General features: G+C 44.6%; 9 protein-coding genes. 3 read left to right on the top strand and 6 right to left on the bottom strand.

Annotated elements, in window-relative coordinates; all coding sequences use genetic code 11:
- The first annotated feature begins 55 nt into the window (after positions 1-55).
- From RIM23_RS06090 to RIM23_RS06080, 3 genes are all read left to right on the top strand, one after another.
- Complete coding sequence (locus RIM23_RS06090; protein WP_446365358.1) at positions 56-1,972, top strand: ShlB/FhaC/HecB family hemolysin secretion/activation protein; 1,917 nt, start codon at positions 56-58, stop codon at positions 1,970-1,972.
- Between the two features lie 77 nt (positions 1,973-2,049).
- Positions 2,050-3,447: a tetratricopeptide repeat protein gene (locus RIM23_RS06085; protein ID WP_446365356.1), complete on the top strand. Its 1,398-nt coding sequence runs from the start codon at positions 2,050-2,052 to the stop codon at positions 3,445-3,447.
- A 67-nt stretch (positions 3,448-3,514) separates the two neighbouring features.
- Entirely contained in the window at positions 3,515-4,552 is a 1,038-nt protein-coding gene (locus tag RIM23_RS06080; protein ID WP_446365354.1) for a tetratricopeptide repeat protein, read from the top strand.
- Between the two features lie 35 nt (positions 4,553-4,587).
- Here RIM23_RS06080 and RIM23_RS06075 read toward each other — a convergent pair whose 3' ends face one another.
- The 6 genes from RIM23_RS06075 to iscB all read right to left on the bottom strand — a co-directional run bounded on the left by RIM23_RS06075 (position 4,588) and on the right by iscB (position 13,054).
- Positions 4,588-9,441, bottom strand: coding sequence for a CHAT domain-containing protein (locus RIM23_RS06075; RefSeq protein ID WP_446365353.1), 4,854 nt, complete (start codon positions 9,439-9,441; stop codon positions 4,588-4,590).
- Between the two features lie 40 nt (positions 9,442-9,481).
- Positions 9,482-9,655: a hypothetical protein gene (locus RIM23_RS06070; RefSeq protein ID WP_446365351.1), complete on the bottom strand. Its 174-nt coding sequence runs from the start codon at positions 9,653-9,655 to the stop codon at positions 9,482-9,484.
- 201 nt (positions 9,656-9,856) lie between these two features.
- Positions 9,857-10,045 carry a CPXCG motif-containing cysteine-rich protein gene (locus RIM23_RS06065; protein WP_446365349.1) on the bottom strand — a complete coding sequence of 63 codons (189 nt, stop codon included), beginning with the start codon at positions 10,043-10,045 and terminating at the stop codon, positions 9,857-9,859.
- Positions 10,046-10,146: 101 nt separating this feature from the next.
- Positions 10,147-11,586 carry an MFS transporter gene (locus RIM23_RS06060; protein ID WP_446365347.1) on the bottom strand — a complete coding sequence of 480 codons (1,440 nt, stop codon included), beginning with the start codon at positions 11,584-11,586 and terminating at the stop codon, positions 10,147-10,149.
- Positions 11,587-11,631: 45 nt separating this feature from the next.
- Complete coding sequence (locus RIM23_RS06055; RefSeq protein ID WP_446365345.1) at positions 11,632-11,763, bottom strand: hypothetical protein; 132 nt, start codon at positions 11,761-11,763, stop codon at positions 11,632-11,634.
- A complete protein-coding gene (gene iscB / locus RIM23_RS06050; protein ID WP_446365407.1) occupies positions 11,756-13,054 on the bottom strand; it encodes an RNA-guided endonuclease IscB in 1,299 nt (432 codons plus the stop codon). Before iscB ends, RIM23_RS06055 begins: the two co-directional genes overlap by 8 nt.
- Between the last annotated feature and the right edge of the window lie 198 nt (positions 13,055-13,252).

Genomic DNA, 13,252 nt, shown 5'->3' with positions numbered 1-13,252 from the left:
ATCTCAGGTATGAGAATGGATGTGAAAGAATGAGTAATTTTTACTTATAACTAGGATGGCTGTGTCTTTAGGCTTACAGGGTTGTCTGCTGATGCTCCCCCTAGTTTGGATGATGACAGGGAGTTGGTTAGGGGTTACTGCTAATCCTGATCATGTTTTCAAATCAGCGACTGGGTTAGGGGAGAGCCTAATCGGTCAAGTTGGGCAGGTATCGGCTCAAAACATTGAAGCAGAAGCATCTTCGCCAGGGGCTTCAGCTTGTCCGGATACCCATGAGTTTCACCAGCAACATTCTGCGATCGCGTTTCCAGTCGAACATATAGCAGCGCTGACGATTAAGGTGATTGGCAATACAGTGTTTAGTCGTGAGGAACTAATGGATGCGGTTAAGGAAGTAACTAAACCTTTGGAGAAGCGATATGTCACGGTAAGATTCTTGCTGACAGCACCGGAAAAATACACCCAACGAGACGAGTTTGATGATCTGAACAACGTTCTGGAAAATTTACCGAATAACATTGCCGGAGCTATTACTGACCTTTATCTCACAAAGGGTTACATTAATTCTCAAGCAGAAGTTTCCAGCTTTGAGAATGGGGTTGTGGAAATTTGTGCGATTGAGGGAAGTTTAGATCAGATTCAGATTTTTGAAATAATTGATGCGGAGGAGAGTGGAAGCAGCCAGATTACGGAGAGTGAAAATCAAGAAGAAAAGACAAAGGTTCAAAAAGTTGAAGTAACAGGACGATGGGCATCTTATATTCGCGATCGCATTCAATTGGGTGCAGGGACTCCCCTGAATACGGCTGAACTGGAAGACCAACTGAGATTACTACGTGACGATCCCATTATCGGGGGTATAGAAGCCAGCTTAGTAGAAACCGGGGAAACAGGGCAAACTAATCTCGATGTTCGCTTCACTAAAGCAAATGCCTTTGAGGGTAGTGTACGTGCTGATAACTTTTCACCGCCGAGTGTTGGTTCTGAACGATTGGGCGTTGAGTTAAGCCATCGTAACTTAGCGGTTGTTGGAGATAAAATTTCCTTTTACCGTTCGGCGACATTGGGCGCTGATGTGCTGGATTTGGGCTATCAACTGCCGCTCAATTCAATGAACGGTACACTTAGACTGAGAATAGCACCCAATAGAAATGATATTATTCAGTCAGAGTTTGATGACTTTGATATTCGAGGAGAAACGGATCTATATGAAATAGTTTATCGTCAACCGTTGATACGCAAGCCTCGTGAAGAGTTTGCCTTATCCTTGGGTTTTACCTTCCAAGAAGGTCAGACGTTTATTTTTGATTCTTTAGGAATTCCCTTTGGCATTGGTCCGGATGAGGATGGGGTCAGTCGCACGAGTGTGATTCAGTTTGGACAAGAGTATCTGCTTCGTTCATCGCGGGGGGCGTGGTTTTTGGGTTCACAGTTTAGTTTTGGGACGGGTTTATTTGATGCGACGACAAATGAGGGGGAGGTTCCAGATGGACAGTTCTTGAGTTGGTTGGGTCAAGTGCAACGGGTGCAGCGAATCGGTGGGAATCACTTGTTGGTTGTTCAAGCTGAATTACAATTGACACCGGGTAGTTTATTACCAGCTCAACAGTTTGTAATGGGTGGGGGTCAATCGGTGCGAGGTTATCGGCAGAATGTGCGTTCTGGGGATAATGGGTTTCGCTTATCAATTGAAGATAGAATTACTCTGGATCGAGATGAGTTGAATAACCCGTCTTTGCTGCTGGCTCCTTTTTTTGATACCGGGGTTATCTGGAATCATCCCGATAATCCAAATGAGTTACCATCAGAGCAATTTTTAGCAGGTTTAGGTTTAGGATTGATTTGGTTTCCAGAACCAATACCTGGACTCGAACTGCGTGTTGACTATGGTTTACCTTTAGTGAGTATTGATGACCGGGGGGATAATTTCCAGGATTCAGGTTTGTACTTTAGTGTGAGGTATAGGTTTTAGCTATTTATAAAGGAGTTTACCCTTTTTGTCTACCAGGAATTTAAGTGATTAATTTGCTTAAGCAAGTAACGAGAAAAATGACAGATAATCCCGACAACTCTATAGAAAAAATTGTAAAAGAATACAAAGAAAAACTTCAGGAGTTGAAAAACAATTCCTATGTGCATCCTAGAAATAATTTCTGGCTTGCTTTCATTGCTCAGTTTTTTAGATTAAGGTGTTTCAGTAAAATTTTCCGAGGGAACCCAAAGATTCCAGAACAAAAAACTCCCGAATATTTTCAGTTTAGAAATACTATAATGAATGTGTTATCTGTACGTGATCAGCTTGCTCTGCTATTAGTTGAAAAATATGATATTGCTACAGATACACTAGATGAAATTCGTAAATTAGATCAGCAATTAAAGAAGCAAGAAAACAAAATTACTACAACAGTAGATTTGGCAGAGTGGCGCGAAATTCTAAAACCAAAAACTCAAGGGTGGTGGTGGTTTCTCGTTCATCCTTGGGATCAACATGATAGATTGTGGGGGTTTTGTACCATTGTTTGCTTAGCAGCATTTCTTACTTTTGTAGCCGATATTGTCCCACGGTTCTGGGCAGGGGGTCCAAGTACATTCGGAGCTGCGGCGATTATTGGATCGAGTATATTAAGCCTAGTCCTTGGTGGAGAGGCACTAAATCAAGTGTTGCGCGGACAAGAAATCTTAGAAGGAGTACTGAAAAATTTCAAGATTCATAAGTATTTTCATCAAGAGACGATGACATTTATTGCATTGATATTAGCGCTTACTATCTGGATAATTCATTTATCGTCACTTCCTCGGATTGCTGTTTATTTTCGTGAACAGGGATGCAAGGAATACTATCAGAACAAAGAATGCAATCAGAGCGAAGAATACTATCAGAACAAAGGATACAAGCCAATTAATGTAGCCAAGGCTGAGTCTGATTTTAAACGAGCGCTAGCTTTCAACCCAGATGATGAAGAAACTTATTTCTTTTTAGGTCTACTATACGAAGATTTAGAGAATTATGAGCTTGCTCGTACTCAGTATCAGATAGCAGCGATGGGAGGAAAAAATGAGGCGTATAACAACTTGGCACGTCTTTACATTCTTGATCAAAAATATATTGCTGCTGCTGGTGTATTGCAGCAGCTTCGATCACGCAAAATAGATGAAAATAATGTTGATTTGAAATATGCCTTATACAAAAACCTCGGCTGGCTAAAATTAAAACTTGGTCAGTTGGAGAGAGCGAAAGTTGACCTTCAGAGAGCCATTAAAATTGCCGATGATAAGGCTCCTGCTCACTGTTTACTAGCCATGGTAATAGAAGAACTAGAAAAACAAACAAAGAGTAAAGAGGCGCTCGTTGAATGGGAAAGCTGTAAAGAACACAACGAGGCTGCACTACCAGAGGACTTTATCTGGTTAAATATTGCACTGGAACGAGTTGATGCCCAGCAATAGCGCCAGTACTCTAACAGAAGTAGATTGATCAAGACAAGGAAATGCGTTTACCCTCACGAGGAAAATTATGAAACACACCAAGCTTTTTATAGGTGCTTTTGTTATATCTTTTACTACTGCTATTATTACAATGCCTGCTGCCGTTGCCAGCCGTGTTGTGATTAAGAATCCTAATGGTCGAGTAGAGCTTAAACCGAGAGGCGAGACTAATTTCCGTCCAATACGTTTTGGGGAGGAAGTTGGACGTGGAGATGAGCTACGAGTAGGTAGAGGAGCAGAGGTTGAGCTAATCTGTGGCGATACCGGTAATCTCATGCCACTATATTATTCTGGTAAAACAGAGTCAGTAACAGAACATTGCCCTGGTAGTCGCCGAATCATTCGGACTGGTTTTAATAGTAATAGACCTGGAGGAAATAATCCGCAGATCCCTTACGTAATTAGTCCTCGCATGACCTATTTGCTCACAGACAAGCCGACTCTACAATGGAATGAAGTAGAAGGAGCCGCAAGTTACACGGTAGGAATAGAGGACGAGAATGGAGAGTTGTTGTGGCAGAGGACGGTTACTTCAACAGAGATTGATTATCCTGAAGATGAGCCACCTTTGGAATGGGGAAGAAGGTATTTAGTAACTGTTGAAGCTAGTAACGGTGCATCCTCTCGCAACGATGCTGGCGGTCATTTAGGATTCGAGGTACTCGATCCAGAAAGTATCAAGAGAGTGCAAGATCAGGTAACAACGATTAATCAAAACTCAGCAGTAGAAGAAAGATCTATGAATATAGCTTATCTTTACAAGAAAGAAAACTTACTACTTAATGCTATTGAAACGCTCGAAAAATCTGTTGCTCAAGGAAGTCAAGCTCCACTGAGCTATATGCTGTTGGGTGATGTTTATGGGTTATCAGGGTTGAATTTGCACGCTGAAGCGAGTTATGAAATGGCAATCGAACTGCTAAATGCCTCCCAAGATCAATACGGTTTAAATGAAGTGCAGGATAAATTAGAAGAAATTAAGCAAATGTTAGATAATAGCAATGAAATGTTGGATGATAGCAATGAACGGCAACCTCAGATACTTACACCTATAGACATTTTATAGATCAATAGCATGACATTCAGGTCTAATCTTCACTCTTACCAAGGATTTCCAATCAGTGTAAAACCACTCCAATAGTAGGGATGAACGAACATCCCATCTTCTAAAGTCTCCCAATCAGCGGGTAAGGGGATGTTGCCCCTGGGTGTTATTAACTGCTGTCCCTCTATTCTCACGTCCCCTCTGCTCATGGCTAGTTGAGCCAGCCGTAGAGCTTCTGCTTTAATAGGTGTTTTTTTCAATTGCTCGTAAAAAGCTGCCATAAGAACCAGTGTTCCCTCATCATCAACAGACCAGAGACTTCCCAAAGCAGATTTTGAACCAGATTCCGTCGCTAAACCGGCAAATCCTAATTCTGATTGTCGATTGCCCACACTTGTGCGACAGGCACTCAAAACTAATAGCTCAACAGGCACGCCCTTCAGTTTTAGTGCCTCAAGTTGGTCAAGGCGTAGTTGCTCGTTTCCCCACAACTGGATAAAGGAGTTACTAAGAGAACCAGGCTCAAAGTGAGCATGAGTAGCTAAATGGATGATGCTAAACTTTCCCGATGAAATTTGCTCTTGGAGGTTTGCCTCGTTAAATTTATCGTTGAGGAAATCTTTGCCAGTCCCAGGCCATAATCGCTCTGCAACCACCTCCAACTCTACTGGTACTGCTGGTAAAGGGTTTTGGTCTTTGTTAAGAAATTCAGCAGCTCCCATCGCAAGGACTTGAGCTTTCTTGATATCCACGTAGGAAGTACTGGTGAGACTTAAGCTGGGCATTAGACCAACACTATATCTCTCTAAGAGCAACCCCTGCTCATCCTGTAGGGCAGCGACAGGAATTGAGCGCAACTTCTCGTCCATCAGGAACACGAGATTGTCAATGCTTCTGGCTTGTAAGTACTTTTCCAAAGGAGCAACTAGCCATTGATAGAACTGTTTAGCATAGTCATCAGCCTCAGAAGAAAAGTTTTTTCGATTTTTAATTTTTCGGTAGAATCGATTAGCTTCTCGACTGACTTTTTCATATGTAGCATCTGGCAGCCGTCGCCAAATCGCTTGTCCGCTAGAAGTCACCAGCACAAGATGCAGTTCAGAATCAAGCTGTCCTTGATCACGTAGAAACTGACGCCGACCAATGTTATTCCTCACCTGTCCTAACTGAGGCAATTCCCAAAGTACGTTTGCATCTGGTTCTTCTGAATTGATTGGGTCAAAAAGAGAAGCATTTGATGGGAGGAAGAACGCATAGATAAGTGCTGACCGAACTCCTGTTTGCTCCTCAATCGCTCGAAGTTCATCCTGAGCATCCTCTAGTGTTTTAATTGGAGTTCCAGACCGTCCTAGATACTGCTCAAACTCACTGGTGAACAATTCCTCTAGCTCAAAAACCAACTCTGGGAGAGGATTATTCGCCCTCAGATTGCTGATTTCAAGATTACAGTCAGGAGGACAATTGCCAGATATAAAAGAGTTATATTGAGGTGAAATCAAAGAGTTATCTTGAGTAACAAACTCAATATCACTAGGAGAAATACCTTGGCTTAAAATATTCGGTAAAGACTGTGGTGGCAAAATCAAAGAAGGTAGCGGCGAGACAACAAAAGAGTTATTTTGAGCAATGATCTGAATATCGCTTGGCGGAGTCCCCTGGCTATAAGAACCTGAAAAAGACTGTAGTGGCACAATTGAATTATCAGTGCCAGTAGTAATAGCTCCAGCAGTTCCGTTTAAAGAGGCATTTCCTACATCAAAGGAAATACCAACACCACCTCCATGTCGAATGATGACCTGACCTCCTGTACTCCCACCAGCAGTAGAAATGCTGGCATCTATATCATTCTGATCGGTAAACGTGCCTGTGGCGCGGAAAAATCCGTTGGCGGTAATGTCAACATCACCCCCTGTGCCGCTGTCCCCACCTTGAGCATTGATAGAGGTAACTTGAACATTTCCTTGAGCATCAAGGGTTACGTTTCCACCGTTACCAGCACTCCCACTGCTTACCGAACTGGTATCAATCTGTGCCGTGCTAATCTCACCAGCACCAGAAAAAGAGACAGTTCCCCCATTTCCCGAAACCGAACTCGCATCAATCTTTTCCGTGTCAATCTCACTAACACCAGAAAGTGAAAATGAGAGCGTTATCTGTCCCGTATCAGTATCAACAGTAATATCATCAGCACTAGAAAAAGAGACAGTTCCCCCATTTCCTGAAACCGAACTGGCATCTATCTGTGCCGTGTTAATCTCACCAACACTAGAAAAAGAGACAGTTCCCCCATTTCCTGAAACCGAACTCGCATCTATCTGTTCCGTATTAATCTGATCAGGACTAGAAAGTGAGAGCGTCATCTGTCCCGTATCAGTCTCATCAGCAATATCAACAAAACCGGAAAAAGAGACAGTTCCCCCATTTCCCGAAACCGAACTGGCATCTATCTGTTCCGTATTAATATCACTCGCACCCGAAAAAGTAATCGTCCCTCCATCTCCAGACGTCGCACTCGCATCAATCTCTGTCGTATTAATATCACCAGCAGCAGAAAAAGAGACAGTTCCCCCATTTCCTGAAACCGAACTGGCATCAATCTCTGTCGTATTAATACTCGCACCCGAAAAAGAGATAGTCCCTCCATCTCCAGACGTCGCACTGGCATTAATTTCAGCCGTGTTAATCTCATCAGCAGCCGAAAGTGCGATCGCACCCCCGTTGCCAGTTATTGCAAAAGCTCGTATTTCTCCTGAACGGGTATCAATAGAACCTGTGGTACTGGTTAAAGAAATTTGACCCCCATTACCCGTTTTTGTACTAGAAATCAGTGTCCCCTCACCGTTTCGACCCAAACGACCTGTGGTGGTGATATTACCTCCCGCTTGCAGGGTTATCGATCCAGCATTCCCTGTTGGATTAACGTAACTACCGATAGACTTAACCGTAACGTCCCCCCCAGCTTGTAACTCCACTGCACCTCCCGTACCGTCAGGAGTCACCGATAAAATGTCTCCAGAACTCGTATTAATAGAACCATTCGTACTAATCAGGGAAATCTCACCCCCATTGCCGTTGCCATAAACACTTACGGATGCATTTATACTGGCGTCCGCTTTGTCAGTAACAACTGGGATATTATTTGGATCGACTAGATCCACAATAAAATTCTCTATCGTCGTGATATTCCCCGATGCTTGCAATATTACAGAACCAGCATTCCCCGTATTCACACTGGTATCAATACTATCAAACACAATCGTGCCAGTCGTCGCGGTTAACTCGACAGAACCGCCTGCTGTAGTTAGGCGTGAATTAATCTGAATATCTCGACCTGCCTCAAAGCTAATCGTCTCACCAAATGTCTGATTCGTAAAATTCAAATTTGTCCCAGCCTGGGCAATAATATCTTGCTGTGCTTGTAGGAGAATATTACCCGTCAAAGCTGTCAACGCCGTGTCATCAATTTGAAAATCAACCGCATTCCCACCATCATTAAAGAGAATTTGTTCATCTACGCCAGGAGAAATCTGACTATTATCATCAGCCACCCCATCATCTGGCTCAATAATGATATCTCTAGGGTCGAGTAAGATTGTCCCATCTTGACCATTTGCCGCCGACACATCAACATGACCACTGAAGGCTAATGCGTCTTTTCCCGACACCTCAACAAAGCCACCATTCCCAGAATCACTCCCCCCACCAGCGCTAATCCTGCCATTAAATCCAGTAGCTTCATCCGCCCAAACAATCACCTGTCCCCCATTCCCCTCAACCAGTGCATCCGCATTAATCCTCGAATCTGCACTAACAACCGTCCGTAGAGCATTAGGTATAGTACCCTGACCTTGATAATCCCCTCCGACTCTCACCAATCCACCACCGTTCGTACCCGAAGCATTCACCGTAGCCCCAAATAAACCAACCCGCTGACCTAAAATATTCACCTCACCGCCAACTTTGCCCACACCTGAATTAGAGACATCCAACGTACCCGAGGCGTAGGCGAAGCCCGCCGTAGGCATCGCACTTCCTGCAGTTGTTGGTATCCTTGTCCCAGAATCCCCTAACTGCACCGTACCATCCGCATCTACCGTCAATCCCGTCTCCATACCCGTCGCCCCAACCGTCAGCAAATCCGGTAAATCCCGCGCGGTAAACTGTAACGCTTGTCCATCCACTGTCCGAGGCGCTTCAATCTCCAAACTCAACAAATGTCCCGACTGACGAATCCGGACTCGGTTTTTCCCCGGTACAGCCGCGATCGTAATGGTTCCTCCTGGCGCCCGGATTTCTCCCGTATTGACCACAGTACCACCCAGCAGCGTTAACGTTTGACCTTCCAACACCTCCAAATTGCCAGCATTAATAATACTTCCCGGTTGCATCGAATCAAACGCAAACTGACTCGGTGTACCGATTAAATTCGAGTAGTCATTCTCACCAAACCCATTGAACCAATACCCGTTCTCAAACCCCACACCAGTCGCCGTTGTCAGTGTAAACGCCGCCGGAACATTAATTTGAGCCTCTGAACCCAGCATCCAGCCCGCCGGATTCATTAACACTAAATTAGAGTTACCCCCCATCACCTGAATTAAACCATTAATCTGGGAGGGATCACCGCCAACAACTCGCCCGATAATATGCTGAATCGTAGGATCTGATAAAAAGTTGGCAATCTGACCCGAATCTAAGCCAAACTGCTCAAAACTGTGGAACAGATTTGCCCCATCTCCCGAAAACGTGCCACCGTGGATATCGAAGCGGTTTCCATCCGGTGTTACCATCGTCCCCGTGCCATCTGCTGCTGGAGTAATGGATTGAGCATAGGTAGAGGAAGGAGCGAACATTCCTGCCAACAAGAGAAGCAGAAAACTCCAAACCGGGCGAACTTTGGGATACGGCATGGTTCAATACCCTTTTAATCTCTCTCAGGAAAAGTTTCCCCTATAAACTGAGTTTTTTTGCCAAACGACCAAAAAACTTAACAAATCCTGCGTCTTCTTCTCTAGAGTCAACGGCTAACTCAGGGCTTTCCTGGAACAGGGGTTCAAGAGTCACCACTGATATAGCAGTAGACACATCTATTAAGACAAACGAACTGTTGTAGAGACGTTGCATGCAACGTCTCTACTAAATGATTTGTCCTAACCGCTATGGCGGTTGCTATACAAGTCTGACTTTTCACGGAACGTCTCGAAATCTAGGAACGTCCGGGCGGGTTTAGTCGCATCTGGATGCAACCAAAAAGATAGTCGTGAAACCCGCCCCTACATAAAACCAAATTCCCCCAAAGAGCGTGAATAATGACAGACAGAGCCGTTAACTTTCCACGTCCGTATCAATTTCTAGGTCGAGGGTGTCTTCATCAATCTGGACATATAAAATATTCGGTTGACAACAAACCTGGCAATCCTCAACGTAAGATTGCTGAGAGCCAGCGCTAATGTCAATAAACGTGACGTTGGATTCGCCACAGTAGGCGCAAATATATTCTGCTGTGTTTTCCATTATAAATGATGACTAATGACTTATAAATAAGGGCGGCTTTTATTCCTCAGTTATTGGTAACCAGCAAGACGAAAGTGGCTAAACCCGCCCCTAACATTGACTCATGACTGATGATTACGCTCCCAGAGTTGATGGAGAATTTGGACATGAACCTCACGAGTAATCGGATAAAAATAGGTGAAAACCAAACCGCAAATTAATATCAGCGTGGGTAAAGGACCAATAATCATCCGGATGGCGAACAAAGCCGACTCCGGTTGCACAGGATTGGGTTCTCCCGCCACACTAGGAATAAACCCTGCCCAGTCGAGTATTTTCCCCACTAAAAAGAGTGCGATCGCAAAACCCATTTTCTGAAACAATACCATGAAGCCATAGAAAATTCCCTCCCGCCGTTGTCCGCTGTTAAGTTCATCAAGATCAACCACATCAGGTAACATTGACCAGGGAATCAGATAAGCTGTGGCAATGCCAAACCCAGCCAGTACAGCCAGACCATATAATAAACCAACTTGACCGGGTTGGAGGAAAAATAATCCAGATTCTGCCAAAATTAACAACGGCATCCCGATTAAATAAACCGCTTTTTTACCCACTCGTTTACTCACGAAACTCCACATAAACATCATCGTCAGTGCCGTTCCTTGCACCGCGATCGCGACTTGGGTAAAATGGTGATCAGGTAATCCCATCCAGTTAATCACAAAGTAAGGCAAAATCGCGGCAGTTATCTGTACGCCTAACCAGGAGCAAAGATAAATGCCCATGACACACAAGAAGGGGCGATTGGTGAAGATATAGCCAATCTGTGATCGCCAGGGTAACGATGGAGGGACAGGCGCATTCAATGTCTCTGGTTCTTGAGCCTTGAGAACAATCTTACGAGTACCTAAAACACTGACGTAGACGGACACAACAGCGCAAGTGGCACAAACAATTCCTAACACTAAATATTTTTGGCTAGGGTGTTCAACCATGGAAAAGATAACTTGAGCTAAAACTAATGCCAAAATCGCGCCGCCAACAGAAAATGCCGATTTAAAACTGATCAAGCTAGTACGTTCGTGATAATCTTGAGTCAGTTCTGGGACTAGGGCAGATAGGGGCAGTAGCACTGATGTAAACGCAGCATAAAATAGCACCCCCACAATGCCGTAGTAACCTAATAAGGCTTGCTGATTCAACGTTCCATCGTTACTAAACGTTGGCACAATCCACAGCAACACAAAAAATACTCCCAAAGGAACTGCCCCACAAACAATCCATGGATATCGTCGTCCCCACGGTGAACGGGTGTGATCACTAAGCCAGCCAATCATCGGATCATTAATCGCATCCCAGGCTTTGCTAATCAGCAGGACACTACCTGCTGTACTGGCATTAAGTCCAGCGACATTGGTAAGAAAAAATAAGAAGAAAAATGATAAAATGTTGCCGGGAATTGCTGCTGATAACTCACCTAAGCCATAGGTGAATTTGGTGGTAAAACTCAGCTTTTTCGCTTCTGGCTTCGGTAAGGCGGATGGGAGAGGGTAATCCATAGAGTCGCGATCGCACAATTAAGGTGGATAGTTGGGGCAAGCATATCAGACTCTCCATCCATCGCTGTGATCCAGGTTTACCACCGTGCTAATGGCAAGAATAGCACTGACGACGAACGGTGCGATCGCGTTGCCTCTAATCGGTGATTCTGTGGACAAAGGTGGAAAACTAGGCATAACTGTATCCATCCTGTCGGTGAATAGGTTGGCAGTACTTGTGGTTGATAATCTGAAGCTTGCTTTTAGCTGTAGAAATATCAAACTGCCCAGTCGCTCGAACCGTAACACGCCCAACATGAGTACCTACATTTTTGCCTGACCTAACAACAGCTCTCACCATGTCCCCAGTTTGAAACCCGTGAACAACCTTTACCCTTTTTCGGACAGCTAATTCACCTTTTTTATTGACTTGGGGAAAGCCAAACTTGGTGATGTTACACATCCGCCTATGGCCGTAACCTGTGGCTTTAATCATCAAAGGTTTATTCACTTTGACTATGACCTGCTCTGGTGTTGAACTCCCCACAGCTACAGCATCTCCATAGTGGGTTTTATCTAAGCCCAAGCGAGTGCGATTGAATTTAGTTTGCCCTCCGGTGCCTGTTTCTACGGGTAGCCCTTGGCCCTTAAGTCGTTCAAACAAAGCCCATCGGGTTGTATTAACGGCGGCGGCATCTACCAACGGCTTTTTGATTTGAGCTAGAACCCGCTTGAGGACATCAGGTTTGCCTGACAAGAAATCTTTGATATCTTGATTACTCTTGCTTTGGTTGCAGGGGTGGCAAGCCAGGGTTAAGTTGCTCACACGGTTACTACCGCCAAGTGACCGAGGTACAACGTGTTCGACCTCTAACCGAGTATCCTTTGCACCACAGTAAACACAGCGCCGAGCCAACTTGGTGAGCAGATACTCACGGACTTCGTAGCCAGCCAAAGAGCCTTGTTGATACATCACTCCTGATATCTCAGGATTTTGCATCTTGGACAAATCGAACTTTACTAGCTCTTGGCTGATGGCGGTTATTGGGCAAACCTTGATCAATCGCCGCACCCAGGTCAAGGTGTTTTCTACTCGACTGTTAAGGGAGGGCGGTAACCAACCTGATTGACGGCGACGGTTATCGAACCGTGCCGCACGGTATCTGGTTTTACGGTTACGCCTCGACCTGCGTAATTGGCGACGAGTGGTCAATGCATCCCGAATTGCAAACCCTCTGTGAGAAAGCTCCGCCGCCCAAACAACTACGGAACCTTGGAGAATAGCTAGTCCCGTTGTTTTAGCTCCCGGATCGATTTTGAGTCGAAAAAGCTGAGTTTGGGAATTTTCTTTGAGCCTGTCATGGAGAATGATTGTAAACGGATAACGGCGAAACACTGAGGCTTTCCCTTTGACCAGCAAGCGTCTTGCTCGTGCTGGGTGAGTGGGGTCAAGTGGCTTTCGGTTTTTGTCGAGGACAAATACAAACATAAGTTGGATATCTCGGATTATTCCGGTAACGTTTTCCTCGTCAAAGCTATCTGGGCTTTTTACACTCAAATCACTTCTTTAGTCGAATACAGATGTTTAAATTTGAGCGACAGTAGCTTAAAGCTGGAAAGCACCTTAAGGTGTCATGACCCAGGTAGCGTAGTTCATTAAAGAACTGAGACTGGCTATCTCTACAGT

Source organism: Coleofasciculus sp. G3-WIS-01 (assembly GCF_040223135.1).
In the GTDB taxonomy this organism is placed as follows: domain Bacteria; phylum Cyanobacteriota; class Cyanobacteriia; order Cyanobacteriales; family Coleofasciculaceae; genus Coleofasciculus.
The sequence above is the reverse complement of the archived record's forward strand: the minus strand, read 5'-3'. Positions and strand labels throughout refer to the sequence as shown.

Bases quoted from the DNA above. Each gene is read 5' to 3' on its own strand.
- RIM23_RS06090 (WP_446365358.1), top strand. From the start codon at position 56: ATGGCTGTGTCTTTAGGCTTACAGGGTTGTCTGCTGATGCTCCCCCTA.
- RIM23_RS06085 (WP_446365356.1), top strand. From the start codon at position 2,050: ATGACAGATAATCCCGACAACTCTATAGAAAAAATTGTAAAAGAATAC.
- RIM23_RS06080 (WP_446365354.1), top strand. From the start codon at position 3,515: ATGAAACACACCAAGCTTTTTATAGGTGCTTTTGTTATATCTTTTACT.
- RIM23_RS06075 (WP_446365353.1), bottom strand. From the start codon at position 9,441: ATGCCGTATCCCAAAGTTCGCCCGGTTTGGAGTTTTCTGCTTCTCTTG.
- RIM23_RS06070 (WP_446365351.1), bottom strand. From the start codon at position 9,655: ATGCAACGTCTCTACAACAGTTCGTTTGTCTTAATAGATGTGTCTACT.
- RIM23_RS06065 (WP_446365349.1), bottom strand. From the start codon at position 10,045: ATGGAAAACACAGCAGAATATATTTGCGCCTACTGTGGCGAATCCAAC.
- RIM23_RS06060 (WP_446365347.1), bottom strand. From the start codon at position 11,586: ATGGATTACCCTCTCCCATCCGCCTTACCGAAGCCAGAAGCGAAAAAG.
- RIM23_RS06055 (WP_446365345.1), bottom strand. From the start codon at position 11,763: ATGCCTAGTTTTCCACCTTTGTCCACAGAATCACCGATTAGAGGCAAC.
- iscB (WP_446365407.1), bottom strand. From the start codon at position 13,054: ATGTTTGTATTTGTCCTCGACAAAAACCGAAAGCCACTTGACCCCACT.